The organism is Legionella sp. km772, from assembly GCF_003989735.1.
GTDB lineage: Bacteria > Pseudomonadota > Gammaproteobacteria > Legionellales > Legionellaceae > Legionella.
Genome location: NZ_RZGQ01000009.1, coordinates 22,850 through 42,226, shown reverse-complemented (window position 1 = coordinate 42,226; position 19,377 = coordinate 22,850). Strand labels below are relative to the sequence as shown.

Below are 19,377 nucleotides of genomic sequence, written 5' to 3'. Positions count from 1 at the left end.
GGAAAATCAAATAATCACTATAAAGATCAAGCATATCCATTTAATTCCCTCCCTAAAATTAAGGGCGGAATTCTAATGCTTTTTAGTCAAACTACAAGTTTATGTGCGTAACATGAGTTATTAAAAAATAGTCTATAGTTTAAATAGTCGACTCTCTGCACAAATAAAAGATCAACTGTATTTAGCTAAAAATTAAAATTGAGTGCTTGTAGGTGGCAGTAAGAGTCAGCGTCAAAAAAGAGGGTGAAGCAATTTAAACTATGCTTATTGCGTAAGAGGGAATATCCAATATTCGTTTTACATTCAGCTGTATTAATGGATTTTATACAAAGGAATGGCGATTAGGATGAAAAAAACATTATTTTATAAATTTGGGGCGCTCATCTATCCAATACGATGGCTTATTATCGTTCTCTGGTTTTTAATTCTTTTTGCCTGCCTTCCCCTATTGCCGCATATAATTGCTCCATTTAAAACTACTGGATTTATTGCTGAACATTCTGAAAGTGCAAAAGCCGAGCAAGAGCTCAACAAAAGCCTCAATTATGACCACCATAATCAGTTAATGATTATGTATACCAGTAAAAACTTAAAAGCGACTAGTAAGCAATTTAATAAAAGAATTAATGATTCACTGAAAGACTTAAAAAATTTTTCTTTACCTTATGAGCTGCTACTCCCTAGTGCAAACAGCAAACAGATATCCAAAGATAAACATACCGCCTACGTCGTGGTTATTGTTAAAAGCTTAGAGGCCCTGCATGGTGAGCGGTTAAAGGAATTAAAATCATTGATTACCATTCCTCCTGACATGACTGTCCAAATAGGAGGGGAGCCCATTTTTGTTGAAGATGTCAATCAACAAACGCAAATAGACCTCTATAAAGCCGATATGATTGCAACGCCGGTTGCCATTGTTACCCTGCTTTTTGTATTCGGCTCTGTAGTGGCCGCTTTCCTGCCCATTTTTTTAGGCGGCGGCTGTGCATTAATGATTTTAAGTTCACTTTATATCATTGGCCATGCTTTCACTTTGTCGATTTTTACCATCAATATTGCCCTGCTTTTAGGCTTATGCCTTAGTTTGGATTATGCGTTGTTTATCATTAGCCGCTTTAGAGATGAATTAGTCAAACAAAAAACCATTATCGATGCCTTAGCTGCCACCCAAGCAACGGCAGGCAAGGCTATTTTTTTTAGTGGCCTGGCGGTCTTTGTAAGCCTTAGTGCATTGTATTTCTTTCCTATCAATATTTTATTTTCGGTTGCTGTAGGAGGCATGATGGCAGTATTTGTGGCGGTAGTCACCGCCCTTGTGTTTTTACCGGCAATTCTTGCGGTATTACAACAGCGAATAAATTTATTGGCGGTAAAAATTCCTCATCCTTTTAAACATTTTAGATTTTGGCGATGGATGGCCGAGCGGGTCGTCAAACGACCCTTGGTATTTTTTATTCCTATCTTCATCTTTTTACTGGTATTGGGTTATCCCTTTCTTTCGGCTGAATTTGGCTTGTCTGATTATAAAATATTCCCAGAGCAGTCAAAAAGCCGGGCTTTTTTTGACACTTATGAACAAAAGTTTAACGGCCAGGAGCTAAACCCCATCCTCCTGCTCGTTAAAACCGATGCGCCTCCTCTCTTAAGCAAAAAAAATATTTATAAAATCTATGATTTTACCCAAGAGATAAAAGAAAACCCTTTGGTAAAACAAGTGAATTCCATTGTCACAACGAGCCCTGAGCTTTCTCGATATCAGTATTACCGCCTGTACACGCAAAAGAAAATTAAGGATGAGGACGTAAAAAAAATGCTTGATACCACCACAAGCCAAGACAGTACCCTTCTTAATATTGTCAGCAAGTACTCGTTAAATTCCGAACAAACGAATAAATTGATCACTAACTTAGAAACCTTAACACCACCAGCAGGCATGCGGGTCTATCTAACGGGAGTACCCGTAATTAACGAGGATATTTTTGATAGTATTTGGGAAAACCTCCCTTATGCCCTATTATGGATTATGGCTTCAACTTACCTAATTCTACTAGTACTCTTGCGCTCATTATTTTTACCATTTAAAGCCATCTTAATGAATTTACTTAGCCTCTGTGCTTGTTATGGAGCCTTAGTGTTTATTTTTCAGGAGGGGCATTTAGCTGCCTGGCTTAATTTTCAACCGCAGGGTATGTTAGATCTTAGCATTTTAGTTATTATCTTTTGCGCTTTATTTGGATTTTCCATGGACTATGAAGTGTTTTTATTGTCGCGCATTAAAGAATATTACGAGGCCACCAAAAGCAATCATCGCAGTATTATTTTCGGCATAGAAAAAACCAGCCGCATTATTACTAGCGCGGCACTCATCGTAATTTTTCTATGTGGGTCTTTTTTAGTGGCCGACGTCTTGATGGTTAAAGCATTTGGTCTGGGCATTGCCGTTGCTATCTTTGTCGATGCCTTTTTAATCCGAACCCTTTTGGTTCCCTCAACGATGATTTTGCTAAAAAAATGGAATTGGTATTTACCCAGATGGTTAAATAAAATCTTACCTAAATCTACGGGCGAATAGATTAACAAAAAATTAGAAGAGGCTTTTCCCTTCCCTTATGGAGCCAAAGTTTGACCGCAATAGATTTTAGTTAAACTAAAAATCAATATCGTGGGCAAGCAAACGCCGATTAGCACGAAAATAATTAAGCGGCGACAGTGCTAATAGATCGGATAGTTTTTCCATATAAATACAGGCAAAACGATCTACTTGGTAAGCAAAATAACTTTCTTCAGCACCCGCTCTAAAAATTCGTTCCCACTTTGGATTGTAAAAAGCACTCTGCTCTTTTAATAACTTAGATATCTCTACATCTAAGGCAGTAAGCTGGGACTGTAAATTATAAATTTCTCCATCGTAGGCAGTTGAATGTTCATCAATACCCCGTGTGCATAAAGCAACATATTGCTGTTCTAAGCCTTTTTTGACATCCATGGCTTCGGCAATACTTTTTTCAATCGGCATAGCCTGAACCTGAGCTGCGATTTCTTGGCCAAGCTCTTCAACCACTAAAGCCGTGCGCCAATTACAGTCTTTCTTCAAGCGTAAGATATCACCATAAATATGATCACCAATGTATAAAATTTCATCCCCGCGAATATTCAATGACTCAGTAAATTTTTTCGCATTTCCACCTTGATAAACTCCAGGTCCAATAGGACCCTCTGCATTAGTCATTAAACCCGTCTCTGGATTTACCGATAAGAAACGCAGGTTATCATAAAAAAATCGGGGTTTATTGGCTAAAGTAACGACGTATTCGAACAGATCCTGCCATGACTCGCCTTTATCGAGAAAGGGAGTAATGGCATAATCTAACAGCAATTTAGTGTAGGAATATTCTGAATTAGTTAAAATAAATATTTTCTTTCCATGGCGAAGGTAATGTTTCAACCCATCCACCACTGCTTTTTCTTTTATGACATATTTTTTTAAATTTTTGGCAATAATCTGTTTTAAACTCCCATCGGAATGGACTTTGTCCACACAATATTGCACATCGGCTGCGATGGTTTGATAACTAGGCATTCTAATCCCTAACTCATCTTTTAAGTCGACTAATTGACTATATAAAACACAAAAAGAAATAGAAAAGGAGGTATCAATAGGCATGTAATTCGGATCGCCTAAGTCTACATAAATACTGCGGTAAAAATTTTGTTGATCGCTAAAACTAATTGATTTAGTCCCATGATAGCTTTGTCGAATGGCTCCATAACGACTTAGTTTTAAAATATTGCCATTTTTGGTATCAATTACGAGACCACGAATTGCATCATGGTAATTAAATTTAAATGATTTAATTTGCTCAGGATAGTTTTTTAACTGTACTAAACGCTCGGTAATGAGCTGATAAACTAAAGCTTCAAACTGTTCGGAATTATAACGAATCAAGGTGTGATCCATATCTACACCGATTAATTTTATTTTCCTCATATTCAAAATACGGTTTACAAATACTTTTTGCGTATCCATGAGCGCTTACCTGTCTTATTGATGCGTTTTTTTCTCGATCTTCACACAACGGAGCTCTTGTTCCGAAGCCACTAAAATTTTATCCGCCCGGCGATGAGCAAAGAGACCATTTTCTACCACCCCAGGAATAATATTAATGCTGTTTTCCAGCTCAAGGAGTGAGTGCATGGGCAAATTAAATACATCCAGAATAATATTACCATTATCGGTTATAAAGCCCTCTCGATATTCTGGATCACCACCTAATAAAACAAGTTGTCTTGCCACAAAACTTCGTGCCATCGGGATCACTTCTACGGCCAGAGGAAAATCACCTAAATGGGTGACCATTTTTGACTCATCCACAATGCAGATGAATTGTTCCGCCACATTCGCTACAATTTTCTCACGGGTTAAAGCACCACCCCCACCTTTAATCATCTGGCCTTGGGCATCCACTTCATCAGCACCATCGATATATAAAGCAAGTTCTGCAGTAGCATTTAAATCGATGACCGGAATACCCGCTGCCTTTAATAAGGCTTCAGTAGCCCGTGAACTAGCAACACAAGCATCAATGCGATGTTTTATTTGCGCAAGTTCTTGAATCAAACAATTCACGGTAGAACCAGTACCAATGCCCAAAGTCATATTATCTTCAACATACTGAAGTGCTGCTTTAGCTGCTTTAATCTTTAATTCCTGCATCATCCTGCCTTCTGTCTTTGCCGAACCACTTCATATAAAGAAACACCAGTGGCTACAGATACGTTCAAGCTTTCCACCGTTCCTAGCATGGGTAAAGAAAAAAGACCATCGCAATGCTCGCGAGTAAGTCGCCTTAAACCCTCTGCTTCGGCACCCATTACAATGGCCAGCGGTCCACTACAATCAGTCTGATATAGACTAGCCCTTGCTTCACCTGCTGCGCCATAAATCCACACCCCTTGCTCTTTTAAGGTATCCATTGCCCGTGCTAAATTAGTAACGCGCACTAAGGGCACCGACTCTGCAGCACCACAGGCAACTTTACTCACAACTGGGGTGATGCTTGCACTCTTATCTTTAGGGATCACTAAGAAATCCACCCCGGTTGCATCCGCAGAACGTAAGCAAGCCCCTAAATTATGGGGATCAGTAATACCATCTAAGATTAGAATTAAGACAGGGGTCTTGCTTGCTTCTAAAAGAGGGATGAGATGCCCCTCATTATATTCGGGCAATGCAGAGGCTTCGGCCACTATTCCTTGATGATTATAACCAGCGAAGCGCTGATTCATTTTTTGTATAGCCATAGGCTCTATAGGAATCGCCGCTTGCTTTGCCTGATTAACTAGATCGTGGACGCGCTTATCATCCCGCTCTTGGCTGAGATAAATTTTAAATATCTTGCGATGAGGGTTATCTAATAAGGCCGCTACCGCATGTACTCCATAAACAAAATGCTCACTCATTCTTTATATTTTCTTCTACCGGTTCAAAATCAATTTTGCGTTCATCAAGATCGACTCGCGCTACTAAAACGGTCATTCTATCGCCTAAATGATAGACATTGCCCCCACGAGTACCCACTAATCGATGCTTGCTAGCGTCATAATTATAATAATCATTTTTCAAGGAAGTGATATGCACTAAACCTTCAACATAGACTTCATCGAGTTCAACAAAAATACCAAAGCTTGTGACAGCCGAAATTCGTCCAGTGAAAACCTGTCCTAATTTATCCTGCATGTACTCACATTTTAACCAAGCCACTACCTCTCGTGTCGCATCATCAGCGCGACGCTCTGTCATGGATGTATGCTTGCCAAGGCGATTCATATCATCATGAGTGTAACTAAATTCATAGACGGGTTTATTATCCAGTAAATGTCCTAAGGCGCGATGAATTAATAAATCCGGATAACGCCTAATTGGCGAGGTAAAATGGGTATAGGCAGAGTAGGCTAGACCAAAATGCCCCTCATTGGCTTCAATATATTGGGCTTGTTTTAAAGAACGTAACATCACCGTTTCAATAAGGTGTTTCTCAGGTCTATCGCCGATGGAATTCATAGTGCGTTGGAAGTCTTTAGGCCCAGGCTTTTTACCCCCACCTAATTGCAAACCTAACTCCCCTAAAAATTGGCGTAGAGCAGTAATTTTATCTTCTTCAGGCGCCGCATGAACACGGTACAAAGTAGGAATCTCAGCTTTTTGTAAAAAGCGCGCCGTGGCAACATTAGCAGCTAACATGCATTCTTCAATAAGCTTATGAGCATCATTGCGTATTACAGGAACAATACATTTAATTTTTTTATTTTCATCAAATTCAATACGTGTTTCTGTAGTTTCAAAATCCATTGCCCCCCGCTCTTTACGCGTCGTCAGCAAGACTTGATACAGGCTATAAAGCGCCTCCAAAGAGGGCCACAGATCTTGATAGGCTGGGTCAATTTTTCCTGCAGCCAACCAAGCCCCAACTTGGGTGTAAGTCAGGCGTGCCTGGGAATGAATCACCGCGCGGTAAAATCGGGAGCGGGAAATTTTTCCTTCCGCACTAATGGATAGCTCTGCAACCATACAGAGGCGATCCACCTTAGGATTTAATGAGCACAGGCCATTAGATAAAGCCTCTGGCAGCATCGGCACTACTTTGCCTGGAAAATAAACGGAATTACCACGCCGCGCCGCTTCTTTATCGAGAGCCGAATCTTGAGCAACATAATGGCTCACATCAGCAATCGCTACATATAATTGAAAACCACCTTTGGGTTTAGTGTAGCAATACACCGCATCATCAAAATCTTTGGCATCATCGCCATCAATGGTAACAAAGCCTAAGGAACGTAAATCCGTGCGTCCTTTGATTTGTGACTCAGTGACTTGTTGAGGAATTTTTCCCACTTCGCTAAGGACATCACTAGGCCATTCAAAAGGAATGCCATGGGCATGTATAGCTACTTGAATCTCCATACCGGGAGCCATATGCTCGCCTAAGACATGCATTATTTTACCCACAGCTTGGGCATGTTTACTGGGAAAAGCAATAAGCTCCACCAAGACCATTTGCCCATTTTTAGCATTGCCGATTAATTCCTGGGGAATTGAAATATCTTGGGTTAAACGTTTGCTATCGGGGATAACGAAGCTTATACCATGCTCACTGAAAAAACGACCCACAACCGTTGCATTAGCGTGCTCTAAAACCTCATGGATTTTACCTTCTGGCCGCCCGCGGCGATCCATACCGCTTTGATAAGCAAGGACCAGATCACCATGCATTACCGTTTTCATTTCCTTGGCCGAAAGCAGCATGTCTTCCCCGCCGTCATCAGGAATAAAAAAACCATAGCCGTCAGGATGGCCTTGTACTGAGCCACGCCGTAAATTAATTTTTTGTAAAAGGCAAAACCGTCCTTTCCTGTCCTGCATGATTTGGCCATCGCGCAACATCGCCTTTAAGCGAAATCCTAGCGACTCCTTTCTGCTCTCTTGCTCTAAGTTTAATTGATCAAATAATTTATTGCGTGACATAGGTTTACCATAATCGTTAAGTACCTCCATGATGTACTCACGACTCGGAATTGGATCCGCATATTTTTCACTTTCTCTTTTATAAAAAGGATCTTTTGACTTTTTACTCACCCATCACCACGCATTAATTATTGATTGCTTTAATATTATATATCTTGTTCTACCACTTATCGTTGCTAGTGGCAAGACAGATACTTTTATCTTCTTATTTATCCAGCCTTTAAAAACACTATTTATTGGCTGGCAATACAAATCCTCGTCCGCCGATTGCGGCTGTGAGCTCAGCTAAAGGTAGATCCTCGCCGGCCCAGAAGGTACCCTGGCTATTTTCGGGAAATTTTGCCCCCTTCCATTGGCAAACTGCAATAGCCCCTTCACAGGGAATTTCCTGCTCATGGCCTGGCTTGGACTCAATACAACTGACGACAAAAGAGGGTTTATCCACCGCTAATGCCGACCAATGATCTGCTTGGATACGGCTTGTCCATCCAGCACTCGCACTAGGATCAGTGACGGGATGGGTTAGCCATAAATCACTTTTAGACAGATTATGAATGAACACCACTTTTGGCTTTTTAGCCTTCAAAGTCACTGAGTCCCCTTGTACTGCTACTGCCTCACAACCAGCAGGTAAAGTCGCTTCCGCATAACTAATAAAAGGAAGTAAGCCCAAATAAAGACAAATTAAAAATCGCATTTTTTCTCCACAGAAAATGAACTACGAACCATTAAAATTACATTAGAAAGAACTACTTACTATGATTATATGAAGCTTCTATACGCAAACGATAGAATGACGAGCTTTTAAGAATTATACATGCGCCTCCAGTTGTTTACTAGCAACCTCCGGTAAAATATGAGGTGCGGAATTCGCTGGTGCAAATAGAGTTTGCTTTATTTTTCCGAAGAATTCTCTCTCGTTTTTATTAAGGGCACTACGTATAACCTCAGACAATAAAACAGAAAACGCTGAAGCGCGGTCCACCTGGACTGGCTTTTCCTCCACTTGCCACTGCGGATGTTTTATCTGGGGCTTGGCGAAATACAGAGGGGAAATATAATGATCTGCCTCATCCGCAAAGACAAGCAGCCCTGAACGGGTGGCGGGCCATCGCACTCCATAATGCCATAACCGGCTACACCACTTGATAAGCTTATGGTGTAAAGAAGGACTGTTTATCCGTCCTTGTAATTGAGCCTCGAGCCTAGACTCCAGCTCTACCTTATTTAAACGAAGTTTTAACGATTCATCTTGGCACAGCGGTAATAAAATACCTACGCTGTGGTTGACCAGTTGATAATTACCCGTTTTTCCCCAATAACTTAATAATTGAATGTGTCCATCCATATCAACCCTACCTAGGCCTGATTTTTGCTGGGTATAGTAACGCGTCAAATGAGCAAAAAGAGCTGCATTCAAATAGTGGGGATTATTAAAAATAAATTTTTGCAAACTATCAAAAATAACCGCAGCAATACTACGCTCTGCGAAATCAGATAAAAGCGCGGCTAAGGGGTAGATTAAGGTCGGTTTGTCTGCATAAGTTATAAAATAATGGCCAAGTAACTGCTCAAGGGCCGCACTCGGTCCCTGATAATACAGTAAATAAACCCCAAGGACAGGAATAGGAGGTAGAAGTTTAGTTGCCCCTCTTGCACCAGCTTCATCAGGAACAGTAAATAATGTACATAAATAACTTTTTTGCGCTGCGGAACTAGCTTTAGTAAAGTCATCGGCTAAGCGTATCAATAGGTGGCGAGGTATTGAATAAGTAATTAACCTGTTGAATTGCCCCTCGCTGTTAAAAAATAATTTAGTATAACCCGTCGCTGCACAGTAAAAGAGCAGAAAGCCTAATAGTTTAAAACCCAATGAACTATGCTTATCCCAAAGATTATTTTCACTTAAATGACGTTCTATAAATAATGCCAGAACGGCTAATTCCTCATCACCCCAGAGGGATGTAGCACCGAACAAGCGCTGGTGTTGACTGTGGAGGAAGATTAAAGCGAAGCGGTAGTAAGGGTTGTTATCCCAAGATGAAGTTTGATTTAATGTTTTGAGTAAGAATACTAAGTGTTGTTTATTAAAATAAGTACAGAGCTTGGCCAAGAGATTAAATTTTAATTGTTGAATCGCAAGCGTTTGATCATCTTGGCCAAACTTATCTAATAACACACTCACCCCTTTGGCGGTATTTATTAAGGTGAATAATAGAGTATTCCATGACTCGCCCGCTAATTCATCTTCATAGACCCCAGCCAATGTCTCGATGAGCAATAATTCTTGCCCAAACTCTTGCCCAAAACGGGCGAAAAGCGTTAAGCCGTCTAAAAACCAAGGTTGTTCATGGAAGCTGGTTAAATAGGTGCGCAAGACAACCGCTGGGGACTGTTGCTTTAAAAATCGGGCGAAATGGCTCCCATAGTTCCCTAAAAGTAAGCGATCCCGACATTTATCATGAAGGAAAAGAGCATGAAAAAAAACAAGGCCTTGGTTAGGATCCGGGATCTTAAGCCATAAGGAAAAAATATCTTTGCTGTCTAAATGGCGAATTAAAGAGCTTAAGCAAGCTGCATCAGCCAGCTTATCTAAACCATAACTGTGGTATAAAGCAAGCGCGCGTAAGTCCTTTTTTAAAGGAACCCCATAGGGATGATGGGTTTGCAGTTTTTCAAGCTCATACGCGATAGGCCTTTTTTTAAAATCTTGGACTAGGTTTGCTGGTTCATTATGAGAATTATCTTGCTTCACCTCATTGTGGGCAATAGCCTCAGCAAGCTTATTTAATGCTTCTTCAATACGAGATCGCAGAGGAAAGCCGGCGTGGGAATGCAGGATGAGTAAAATATCGCGGTAGGCTTGTTGCGATTTAGGCTCGCACCAAAAGAGATCCTCCATTCCAAGCTTCAGCAAATTCGATAAGTCGAAAGCGCTTAAATGGCTAATTACCGTCTGTTGCTCGGCTGACTTAAGATTTTTCAGCAGTTGGCTAAGTAGCCGGATGAATTCGGTATTAGTGGCCCGCACCACACTCTTACTCAATTGTCTTAAGTAGGTAGTAATAAATTGATTTAAACCTAAAGGTGGCAGCGTCAAGGGGTATTCTTCGCAAAAATCTGCTAGCTCTTGCAAAGACGCATCCGTATCAGTTTTGGTAACGGTCAATAGTTGAAAACCCAAGGTGAATAAAATTTGCGCTTCTTGCATAGAAGTTTTTAATTCTTCTAACCAACTAAGATCGCGCAAAAAATTAATACATTCTCTCCGCTTAAGTTCGGATAGGCATTCATCTCTTCCCGTAACCACTGTTATTAATGAAGTCCACTGCGGGCTTAGACCTAAGCCCTGGAGAGCTTCTAAGACGGGCATTGAACTATTTCTCAACACATCGATAAGGCTCTGTGGTTGTTCGAGTATCTGATTTATTAAGGGTTTGGCACTACAAAAGCGGCGCAAGAGAGGCTTTATTTTCTCAAGTAGGTCTTGATGCACTACCGGTGTTTCTGGCGTCGATATTCTGGAAAAAATTGCAGCCAATCCATTTGCTTCGCGTGAATTCGCTCCACCCAGAGTCTTAGAAGCATAAGGCTCACTTAAATGAAGCGGAGCAAGTAAATCAGGCCTCAACTCAAGGTGAGCTTGTTGGCCAAGTTGGAGGCTAATAGTCTCAATCAACAACTTCATTCCGACATCCCTAAAACAAACATCTAATTTTCCTAAACCAAAACACCACCGAGGTTAAATAAACCTGGTTAAAAATACTATACAGTGAATTAAGTTCATGAAACAATATACTCTTAGTAAGATTTTCCACTTAAAAGAATCAAAAGGTCATAGATGCATATTTGGGTCGACGCTGACGCTTGTCCGAAATTAATTAAAGAAATCTTATTTCGCGCAGCAATGAGAACCAACACCCCACTTACCCTTGTTGCCAATAGTTATCTTAGCTACCCAAGCTCTCCTTTGATTAAATCCGTTAAAGTAGAGTCAGGCTTTGACAAGGCCGATTGCTACATAGTAGAGCATTTGCATCCTAAAGATTTAGTCATTACTGGGGATATTCCCCTGGCAGCGGATGCAATCGCCGCAGGCGCTTTTGTTATTAACCCTCGTGGCGAGGTATATACTGCAAATGACATTAAACAGCGTTTAAATTTAAGGGATATGAATGAGCAATTGCGCTCTTCAGGAATGAAAGTGGGTGGTCCTCCTAGCTTATCGGTTAAAGAAAAAACCGCTTTTGCTAATGCCTTAGACAAATGCCTTGCCAAAAAATTACTCTAATTACCCCGCAAACCCATTTATTATTGACTATCCACTGTTGTCAAATTTTGACAAATTGCTGTTTACTTTCTAAATTTAACACAACAACTTGTAAATTATTTGCATTAGCTTACCTAAGGATATGGTATGAAACTCTTCGTTTTCCTTATGCTCTTTTTAAACGCTGTTTATGGTTTTTCCAAGGATCTGCGCGTCGGAGTCATTACAGGAGCCCCTCCCTTTTCTGAAATGTCCGATGATGGTAAGCAACCTTATTTCTTTGGTTTTAGTATTGATATGATGAATACTATGTGCAAGTTGATAAAGATGCATTGCGTCTTTAGTCCTTTAACGCTTAGCAATCAGTTTTCAACACTCGAACAAAGAAAAATTGATGTGGTTCTTTTGGCATCACCTTATCAATTATCCCAATTAAGCGAGTATGCGGTGAGTCTTCCTTATCTGGTTAGTAGGTTTCAATTCGTCACGACTCTGGATAGCCCCATTCCCAAAGGAAGTGAGATCAAAAACTATAAAATTGGTGCACTTAAAACGACCTATTATGATTTATTAATGAGCAGTCCCTACCACAAGGACAATACCATCCTTTCTTTTGATACCATAGCCAATCTAGTTAGCGCATTAATTGAGCACAAAGTGGATATTATTGCCCTCAATAGCGCTATTGCCTTTTATTACATTAATAATAATACCTATGGAATAAAAACGATCAGCAAAGAAATTACCTTAGGGGATGGTTATGGCATTATTGCGCTACCAGATAATGAGCAGATAATTAAAGAAATCAATCAAGCTATTTTGACTATGCAAGCTGATGGAACTTATTTAAGCATCTATAACAAATATTATAATGGGATGTAATTTGGATTAAATCATATCTTACGCTCTCTAGTTGCGCTAAAATAAGCCTTTTGCTTTGAGATAAACCTATGAGTATTGATTTCAATCCCAATTTTATAACTAAACTTCATAAAGAAGCTATTGAGCGCTGGAAGGCCACAGGAATTAACTACCAACATAGCGGTATTTATCAACTAGCAGAAGAAAACCACGCTTTTAATTATCAACTTTGGCATGCTGAGGATCGAGCCAGGCGGGATGATATGGGCGCTGAATACGTATACCTTGCTAAACGGGAAATCGATGGCTTCAACCAACAGAGAAATAATCGTATGGAAGCCATGGACGAATGGTTTTTCAACTACCTCAAACCCGCCGGACCGCATTTATGTCCAGTGCATTCAGAAACCCCAGGCATGATGATCGATAGGCTGTCTATTCTTTCGTTGAAGTCTTATCATATGAGGTTACAAACCCTACGCTCCGATGCCAGTGAAGAGCACAAAAATAGTTGTGCCAAAAAGTTAGAAACCATTGATCAACAACTCGAACAATTAAGCCGTTGTTTAGGAGAGTTTGTGGATGAAGTAGAACAGAAAATACGGACGTTTAGAGTGTACCATCAATTTAAAATGTATAATGATCCTAACCTAAACCCAGAATTGTATTCGACTCAGAAGTAGCAAGGGCATTTAGTTCATTAACACTCTGAGCACGACTTAATGCTTTATCTTTGGAGCCAAAAAAACCAAAAAGTGGTAGTAGACGACCTGAATTCTTTGGGGAATCATTCCGTGTAACAACGTGGATTGACTCCCCTTCCCCTTTGGTTTTGCTAGGCCCCGAGTGAATTACCGTCTTATCTGTTTGCTCCTCAATAAGATCATTAGTTCGCACAGGAACTTCCGCGGCCGAAACTAGATCCTTATTGCTATCTAAAGCGGCTCGGCCAAACCCACGAGCCAAAGCTCTTAAGGCCAAGATAAAACCAAACAACAAAGCGCTTAAGGCACCCAAGACATACATGACTGGAGTGTCATGATAATGGCCATCTTCGCCCATTTCTTGTAAAGGGTTCCCAGCAAAATCTACAAATTTCTGCCCTTTACTTAAGCCTGAAAAGAAGGAGCGGAATACTTCGAACCATTCCTGGAAAAAATGAACCGGTGCTGATTCAACCGATAAGCCATTTTTAAGGGACGCATTTAATTGTTCAACCGTTAATAAGCGTGATTCCGTTGAGCTTAGGCCGAGCTGTCCTTTCATTGCTAAAAGCATTTGATAGGAGCTATCATCGCTAGCATTTTGCTTTTTAGTATGCTGGGCGTTAACCCATAAAGCATGACCTATGAACCCTGCGATAAGGGCAAGCCCAATAAACACCGTCGCTACAACTACTGCGGGAGGGAAGGCTATCCCTATCATAGTTAAAATAGCACTCGTTAAAAATAAAACACTTGAAAGGGCCCCGTAAGCATAAAGGCCGTGCTTCAAGCCCGTTAGCATACTGGATAAAAGACCGGTACTTGATTGCAGCCGCAGTAATTGGCGTTGAGTCTCGAAATGGTCTATTAACTTAGCCAGATCCGTTTTAAGACCTGCAATTTTTAATAAGTCTTCCGCCGTTTTATTCGTTTTTGCTTCCAGTAAAAGCAACTGCGCATAAAGGGTTTGGATTTGTTTGGTATCAATAGCTAGTAAGCATTTAGTTTGGGTAATCATGAGCTTTTGCTGAAACTCATATTCTTCATAAACCCGGGTAACAATACAAGCCAACGTATAAAAAACGCATAAGCTTGCCATGGCTATCAGTAATTGGGGCGCAAAAACACTTAAAGTCAAAACCCCTACGTATAAATATAAGCCGTCAATCACCCCACCCATCGCTGCACTAACAAAGCCTAAATATCGCTCAGTATCTGTTTGGTATTGAATGGCTCCATGTTCTTGGTAAAAATTATCTAATCCTTCTTTGGTTAAGGAAGGAAGTTTAGCCAAGGCTAGAAATAATTTCCTATTGTTAACCATCATATCTTTACGCGCTTCTCGCAAATGGCGTATTAAATAGCGGTTAGCCGCGCCTACCACCCCTAAAGCAAGCCCTACTGGTAAAACAAGCATGCTCGCGTCGGTGATCCCTAAGAGGTTCATTGCGGCAACCGTGCTACGCCAGCCTTTATAAGCATTTTTTAAGCCCTTCAATACATCGCGAAAATAGGGCCAAGCGTCGGCAATCCATTTTTTATAATTATCTTCTTTTTCCTTATCGAAATGGCAGGCTAAAAAAGAGAAACTCACTAAGAAGAGCGATTCTAGAGTAATGCCCGCAATACCGGCAGGACTCAGCATTAATTCATGCATTTCATCAGTGGTGCCCGCAAAGTAGACATCAAAGAAATACTTGAACATACTATAAGAGGAGCTTAGGGAATCAAGGACAGAGTAGGCATAATAAACGTGGCGCCCTTTATCAAGTTCTTCAGCAAGAATTCTTGATTGCGCGTCAATACGGCCAGCAAGTGCTAAAATGAAGACTAAATCTTTAGGATTTAAAGCATTATCATCATTCTTAAGAGACATGGGCATGAAACCGTCAGCTTAGATGCGACGTATTGTATTTATTCTTAACTCAAATGTCAATTAATTTTTCAGCTTGAATTAAAAAGATACAAAACCATGCGGGAATCTGTAAGTATACCACAACAATTTTAAAATTTAGGTTTATTTTTGTAAAAATATTTAGCTAAATAGTACAATAGACTGTGACTAAAGCCTCAAACCTGCTACGATATCGCCCAAAGTTAATGGTGTATCGAGCATAATGAGGATTTAATGAGATTAATATGGGCTTTTTTTGTTTTGATTTCACTCTGGATTGACCCACTTATGGCAAGAAATGCAGTACATAATTTTGGTTTTGTGGAAAAAGCGACTTTAGTGGATAAAGAACTCACCTTATCGGCAAAATTAGATACAGGTGCAAAATCGGCATCATTAAATGCAACCCATATTACTGAAATTGATATTGATGGCGTGCCTTATCTTCGTTTTACTGTTCCCACTAAAGAAAAAGACTATGTTTTTGAATGCCGTTATATTGGGAAAGTAAAAATAAAAGTCCGTGCTAATGAAGCGAATCCCAGTGCGGTCGCCTCAGCACCGATTAAACGCCCCGTAGTGCTACTTAACGTCCAATTAGGGGATCAAATTAAGGCCATTCGAGTTAATTTAACGAACCGCAAACGCTTTATTTACCCTTTATTGCTAGGTAGAGATGCAATCATTGCTTTCAATGGCGCAGTAGATCCTGCCTTAACTTTTACTTTATCTAAGAGTCGTAACCAGAATGAAAAGTAATACACGCCATGTATATGGACTGATTTTCACGCTTTTACTATTAGGCTCAGGAATCTTTCTATACCGCCACCTTGTTTTGGATGTACCACTTACGGATACCGAAACTATTAATAGCTGGATGGTAGAATCAAACTTACGCTTTATAGCGGATGGTAATGCCCCTATCAAAGCAAGCTTTAATATCCCCTATCTCCCCCCTCATTTCGCTATTCTGGATGAATATTTTGTGTCCCGGAGTTATGGTGTAACCACTAATTTAAATGGCAATAATCGTGAAACCATCTGGTCGATAAGAAGAGCTAATGGAGCACAATCACTCTATTATCGCGCGATTTTCCGCCAAACTGAAAGTGATGAATCAGCATTACCAAAACCTACTACGATCAAAACTCAAGCGCTTGAAGAAAATCAACGTTCTGCAGTAGAAACTATCATCAGCCAAGTCCGTTCCGCCTCTGCAGACATTCAGACTTTTGCCCAAAGTACGATAAAAGAACTGAATAAAAAAGACGGTAATGCTAAGTTACTGACGGGAAATGAGTTTTCTGATGAAAACCTGGTCGATGCCGCCATTTTAATTCTAAATCAATCAAAGATTTTTGCTTTATCAGTTAAGGGCATTTATTTAGATGAGCAAAGCAAAGCAGAATTAAAGCCTTTTTTAGCTGTCTTTAACGGCAAACGTTGGATTTACATTAATCCAAGAACAGGAAGCGCAGGCTTGCCCAAAGACTTCCTTATTTGGCAATATGGCAATGAGCCTTTATTTAGCGTCTCAGGAGGCAGCAAGCCCTTATTTAATTTAACCGTCTCGCCCACACCAATTAATGCTCTAAGTGTCGCTAAATCTCGCGGTATTGAAGCCGACTCACAATTATTGCGTTTTTCACTCCTGCAACTACCCGTTAATGTCCAAGAAACGTATAAAATTTTACTTACTGTTCCTATCGGTGCTTTTATTATTTTACTCTTACGTAATTTTGTGGGCATTAAAACCTTCGGTACCTTTATGCCAGTGCTCATTGCACTTGCGTTTAGAGAAACCCACGTGATATGGGGCATTAGTTTATTTGTCATTATCGTATCGTTTGGATTATTAGCCCGCTTTTATTTAGATCAATTGAAGCTCTTGTTAGTCCCGCGTTTAGCAGCCATTCTTACCGTGGTAATTTTGTTAATGATCTTTATTAGCGTAGTCAGCCAAAGCCTTGGCTTAGATTCAGGCTTATCAGTGGCCTTATTCCCAATGGTGATTCTAACTATGACTATTGAGCGGATGTGTATTACCTGGGATGAGCGCGGCGCATCAGAAGCATTAAAGTCTGGCGCGGGAAGTTTAGTTGCCGCCGTCATTTCTTACTGGGCAATGAGCATTGAAGAATTGCAATATCTAGTTTTTGCTTTCCCTGAATTATTGCTAATACTGTTAGCGATTATTCTTTGGTTTGGTCAGTACCGCGGCTACCGCCTCTTCGAATTAAAACGTTTTAAAGCACTTGCGCGAGCTGAAGCATGATTAAGCTGTTTCGTCGATTAAAAAAACAGGGCGTCTTGAGTATTAATCAACGCAATACCGATTTTGTATTGCGTTATAACCCCCGGAAATTATTTCCTTTAGTGGATGATAAATTAAAAACGAAACGCTTAGCGCTTAAGGCGGGAATAGCCGTCCCGCCGTTATATGACATTATCGAAACTGAGCAACAAATAAAAACCTTAGCGGAGCGGTTAGCACCTTATGATGATTTTGTTATTAAACCAGCCCGTGGCTCTGGAGGTGATGGGATTTTAGTATTTAAAGATAAAGTCTATGGTCGCTATCGGCAAATCAATGGTAAATTAACAACGCATCAAGAACTGACTTACCATCTCTCTTGTTTATTATCAGGCGCCTACAGTTTAGGCGGCTCTTCTGATTATGCGATTATTGAAAAGCGCGTTGTTGTCGATCCAGTTTTTGCGGAAGTGAGCTATGAGGGCATTCCGGATATCCGAATTATTACTTTATTAGGCTATCCTGCCATGGCAATGGTTCGCTTACCTACACGTCAATCGGGAGGGAAAGCCAATTTACACCAAGGTGCTATTGGCGTAGGGGTGGATTTATCAACCGGCAAAACTCTTGGTGGTGTATTCCAAAATGATACGATTGATTATCATCCGGATACCTTAAATTCGATTGTCGGGATCGAAGTGCCCTATTGGAATAAAATCTTAGAAATTGCCTCAAGTTGTTATGAGCTAACTGGCTTAGGTTACTTAGGGGTAGATATTGTCTTAGATAAAGAACAAGGCCCCCTGATGTTAGAGCTTAATGCTCGTCCCGGCTTAAATATCCAAATTGCTAATCGCGAAGGTGGTTTAAAACGCTACCGAATTATTGAAGAACGCTTTAAGGATTTTGGCACTGAATCTTCAGCAGAGAAAGTACACTTCAGTCGAACCCAGTTTGCCCGCTGAAGGCGATTCATTTTTTAGCACAAGCCGCCACAAGAATTTTTACTTAAGCGTAGGGTCTTAATTTCAAAGTTTGGAGCCTTAATTTTAGCTTAATATTCAGAGGTTATAATGCCGCGCTTGTCTTTAATCAGACCTACTTATAGAGATGTAACATGCCTAATTTTTTTGACCATAGATCGCTTGATGATAAATATAATCGCTTAAGCACGCAGACGATTAAGCACTATCCGGGGCCTAATAAATATAGACGCTTATTGCTGGATAAAATAGAAGCATTAAAGCTGTTGGAAAAGGAATATCCTCATAAAAAATCAATCCAACACGCCTTTGCGGTTTTAGATAATAGTTCAACCAAAAATTTTAAGGGGCTCAAGGTAAAAATTGCGCAATTACAAAAAGCAGCGCGAGAAGATAGCATGGAGTTTAGCTTTATAAAAAGCTGTATCTCTTTACTATTTTTACCTATTTTTCTGCCCTTACTAATATTGGAAATTATTGCCGCCATCGCCGCGGCCTACGAATTTATGATTCTCATGCAAATTGCTTTATTAGCAACAGCCATTTCCTTAACCTTGGCATTTTTACCTCCCTTAATGTTATTGGCGACTATACCTGCTGCCGTATTGGTGAGCCATTTATTAAGTGAGTTCTTTATTGATGGGCTCTTAGAACAGATCGCTTATGAAATTAGTGCGAGCTTTAACAGTTTATTTTATGTACAAAATGAGCCTTTGCAACAAGGATTAAATGAAGTAATCGAGGTGGTAAAACAAACGCAATATCAATGCGAAGATTCTGGAGTTAAGCGCTTGTTCCGCACGATTTACCAGCAATTAACTAATTGTTTTAATAATGAAGATTTCGACGAAGGGGAACAACTAAACTTGGTCTATGGATAAAAAACCGG

15 protein-coding genes are annotated in these 19,377 nt (G+C 40.2%); 8 read left to right on the top strand and 7 right to left on the bottom strand.

Translation table 11 applies throughout. The annotated features are described in order from the left end of the window. Positions 1 to 346 precede the first annotated feature (346 nt). Positions 347 to 2,572, top strand: a complete 2,226-nt coding sequence (locus ELY15_RS02195; RefSeq protein ID WP_233586488.1) for an MMPL family transporter — start codon at positions 347 to 349, stop codon at positions 2,570 to 2,572. A 75-nt stretch (positions 2,573 to 2,647) separates the two neighbouring features. Here ELY15_RS02195 and ELY15_RS02190 read toward each other — a convergent pair whose 3' ends face one another. The 6 genes from ELY15_RS02190 to ELY15_RS02165 all read right to left on the bottom strand — a co-directional run bounded on the left by ELY15_RS02190 (position 2,648) and on the right by ELY15_RS02165 (position 11,210). Beyond that, complete coding sequence (locus tag ELY15_RS02190) at positions 2,648 to 4,027, bottom strand: HAD-IG family 5'-nucleotidase (RefSeq protein WP_127098026.1); 1,380 nt, start codon at positions 4,025 to 4,027, stop codon at positions 2,648 to 2,650. A 15-nt stretch (positions 4,028 to 4,042) separates the two neighbouring features. Then, positions 4,043 to 4,714, bottom strand: a complete 672-nt coding sequence (rpiA, locus tag ELY15_RS02185) for a ribose-5-phosphate isomerase RpiA (protein WP_127098029.1) — start codon at positions 4,712 to 4,714, stop codon at positions 4,043 to 4,045. After that, positions 4,714 to 5,460 (bottom strand): 23S rRNA (guanosine(2251)-2'-O)-methyltransferase RlmB, encoded by a 747-nt coding sequence (rlmB, locus tag ELY15_RS02180; protein WP_127098025.1) that lies wholly within the window; start codon positions 5,458 to 5,460, stop codon positions 4,714 to 4,716. Before rlmB ends, rpiA begins: the two co-directional genes overlap by 1 nt. Further along, complete coding sequence (gene rnr / locus ELY15_RS02175; protein WP_127098024.1) at positions 5,453 to 7,633, bottom strand: ribonuclease R; 2,181 nt, start codon at positions 7,631 to 7,633, stop codon at positions 5,453 to 5,455. The genes rlmB and rnr overlap by 8 nt, the downstream gene beginning before the upstream one ends. A gap of 118 nt (positions 7,634 to 7,751) precedes the next feature. Further along, positions 7,752 to 8,219 carry a hypothetical protein gene (locus tag ELY15_RS02170; protein WP_127098023.1) on the bottom strand — a complete coding sequence of 156 codons (468 nt, stop codon included), beginning with the start codon at positions 8,217 to 8,219 and terminating at the stop codon, positions 7,752 to 7,754. 114 nt (positions 8,220 to 8,333) lie between these two features. After that, positions 8,334 to 11,210, bottom strand: a complete 2,877-nt coding sequence (locus ELY15_RS02165) for a hypothetical protein (protein WP_127098022.1) — start codon at positions 11,208 to 11,210, stop codon at positions 8,334 to 8,336. Between the two features lie 153 nt (positions 11,211 to 11,363). On the opposite strand from ELY15_RS02165, the gene ELY15_RS02160 reads away from it, so the two are divergent. From ELY15_RS02160 to ELY15_RS02150, 3 genes are all read left to right on the top strand, one after another. Next, positions 11,364 to 11,813, top strand: coding sequence for a YaiI/YqxD family protein (locus ELY15_RS02160; protein ID WP_127098021.1), 450 nt, complete (start codon positions 11,364 to 11,366; stop codon positions 11,811 to 11,813). A 126-nt stretch (positions 11,814 to 11,939) separates the two neighbouring features. After that, positions 11,940 to 12,674, top strand: coding sequence for a transporter substrate-binding domain-containing protein (locus ELY15_RS02155; protein ID WP_127098020.1), 735 nt, complete (start codon positions 11,940 to 11,942; stop codon positions 12,672 to 12,674). A gap of 68 nt (positions 12,675 to 12,742) precedes the next feature. Beyond that, positions 12,743 to 13,336: a DUF4254 domain-containing protein gene (locus ELY15_RS02150; protein WP_127098019.1), complete on the top strand. Its 594-nt coding sequence runs from the start codon at positions 12,743 to 12,745 to the stop codon at positions 13,334 to 13,336. Here the strand turns inward: ELY15_RS02150 and ELY15_RS02145 are convergent. Then, a complete protein-coding gene (locus ELY15_RS02145; protein ID WP_127098018.1) occupies positions 13,299 to 15,233 on the bottom strand; it encodes a hypothetical protein in 1,935 nt (644 codons plus the stop codon). The genes ELY15_RS02150 and ELY15_RS02145 overlap by 38 nt on opposite strands. 252 nt (positions 15,234 to 15,485) lie before the next feature. Here ELY15_RS02145 and ELY15_RS02140 point away from each other — a divergent pair, with 252 nt between their 5' ends. The 4 genes from ELY15_RS02140 (at position 15,486) to ELY15_RS02125 (ending at position 19,369) form a co-directional block, all read left to right on the top strand. Beyond that, positions 15,486 to 16,010 carry a RimK/LysX family protein gene (locus ELY15_RS02140; RefSeq protein WP_127098017.1) on the top strand — a complete coding sequence of 175 codons (525 nt, stop codon included), beginning with the start codon at positions 15,486 to 15,488 and terminating at the stop codon, positions 16,008 to 16,010. Continuing rightward, entirely contained in the window at positions 16,000 to 17,526 is a 1,527-nt protein-coding gene (locus ELY15_RS02135; RefSeq protein ID WP_127098016.1) for an inactive transglutaminase family protein, read from the top strand. Before ELY15_RS02140 ends, ELY15_RS02135 begins: the two co-directional genes overlap by 11 nt. Then, positions 17,523 to 18,470 carry an alpha-L-glutamate ligase-like protein gene (locus ELY15_RS02130; RefSeq protein ID WP_127098015.1) on the top strand — a complete coding sequence of 316 codons (948 nt, stop codon included), beginning with the start codon at positions 17,523 to 17,525 and terminating at the stop codon, positions 18,468 to 18,470. Before ELY15_RS02135 ends, ELY15_RS02130 begins: the two co-directional genes overlap by 4 nt. Before the next feature lie 152 nt (positions 18,471 to 18,622). Continuing rightward, positions 18,623 to 19,369: a hypothetical protein gene (locus ELY15_RS02125; protein WP_127098014.1), complete on the top strand. Its 747-nt coding sequence runs from the start codon at positions 18,623 to 18,625 to the stop codon at positions 19,367 to 19,369. The last annotated feature ends 8 nt before the right edge of the window (positions 19,370 to 19,377 follow it).

What these genes read in the sequence shown, in the direction of transcription:
- ELY15_RS02135 (WP_127098016.1), top strand. Translation starts at nt 16,000, where the DNA reads ATGAAAAGTAATACACGCCATGTATATGGACTGATTTTCACGCTTTTA.
- ELY15_RS02165 (WP_127098022.1), bottom strand. Translation starts at nt 11,210, where the DNA reads ATGAAGTTGTTGATTGAGACTATTAGCCTCCAACTTGGCCAACAAGCT.
- rlmB (WP_127098025.1), bottom strand. Translation starts at nt 5,460, where the DNA reads ATGAGTGAGCATTTTGTTTATGGAGTACATGCGGTAGCGGCCTTATTA.
- ELY15_RS02150 (WP_127098019.1), top strand. Translation starts at nt 12,743, where the DNA reads ATGAGTATTGATTTCAATCCCAATTTTATAACTAAACTTCATAAAGAA.
- rpiA (WP_127098029.1), bottom strand. Translation starts at nt 4,714, where the DNA reads ATGCAGGAATTAAAGATTAAAGCAGCTAAAGCAGCACTTCAGTATGTT.
- ELY15_RS02195 (WP_233586488.1), top strand. Translation starts at nt 347, where the DNA reads ATGAAAAAAACATTATTTTATAAATTTGGGGCGCTCATCTATCCAATA.
- ELY15_RS02125 (WP_127098014.1), top strand. Translation starts at nt 18,623, where the DNA reads ATGCCTAATTTTTTTGACCATAGATCGCTTGATGATAAATATAATCGC.
- ELY15_RS02155 (WP_127098020.1), top strand. Translation starts at nt 11,940, where the DNA reads ATGAAACTCTTCGTTTTCCTTATGCTCTTTTTAAACGCTGTTTATGGT.
- ELY15_RS02190 (WP_127098026.1), bottom strand. Translation starts at nt 4,027, where the DNA reads ATGGATACGCAAAAAGTATTTGTAAACCGTATTTTGAATATGAGGAAA.
- ELY15_RS02170 (WP_127098023.1), bottom strand. Translation starts at nt 8,219, where the DNA reads ATGCGATTTTTAATTTGTCTTTATTTGGGCTTACTTCCTTTTATTAGT.
- ELY15_RS02140 (WP_127098017.1), top strand. Translation starts at nt 15,486, where the DNA reads ATGAGATTAATATGGGCTTTTTTTGTTTTGATTTCACTCTGGATTGAC.
- ELY15_RS02160 (WP_127098021.1), top strand. Translation starts at nt 11,364, where the DNA reads ATGCATATTTGGGTCGACGCTGACGCTTGTCCGAAATTAATTAAAGAA.
- ELY15_RS02130 (WP_127098015.1), top strand. Translation starts at nt 17,523, where the DNA reads ATGATTAAGCTGTTTCGTCGATTAAAAAAACAGGGCGTCTTGAGTATT.
- ELY15_RS02145 (WP_127098018.1), bottom strand. Translation starts at nt 15,233, where the DNA reads ATGTCTCTTAAGAATGATGATAATGCTTTAAATCCTAAAGATTTAGTC.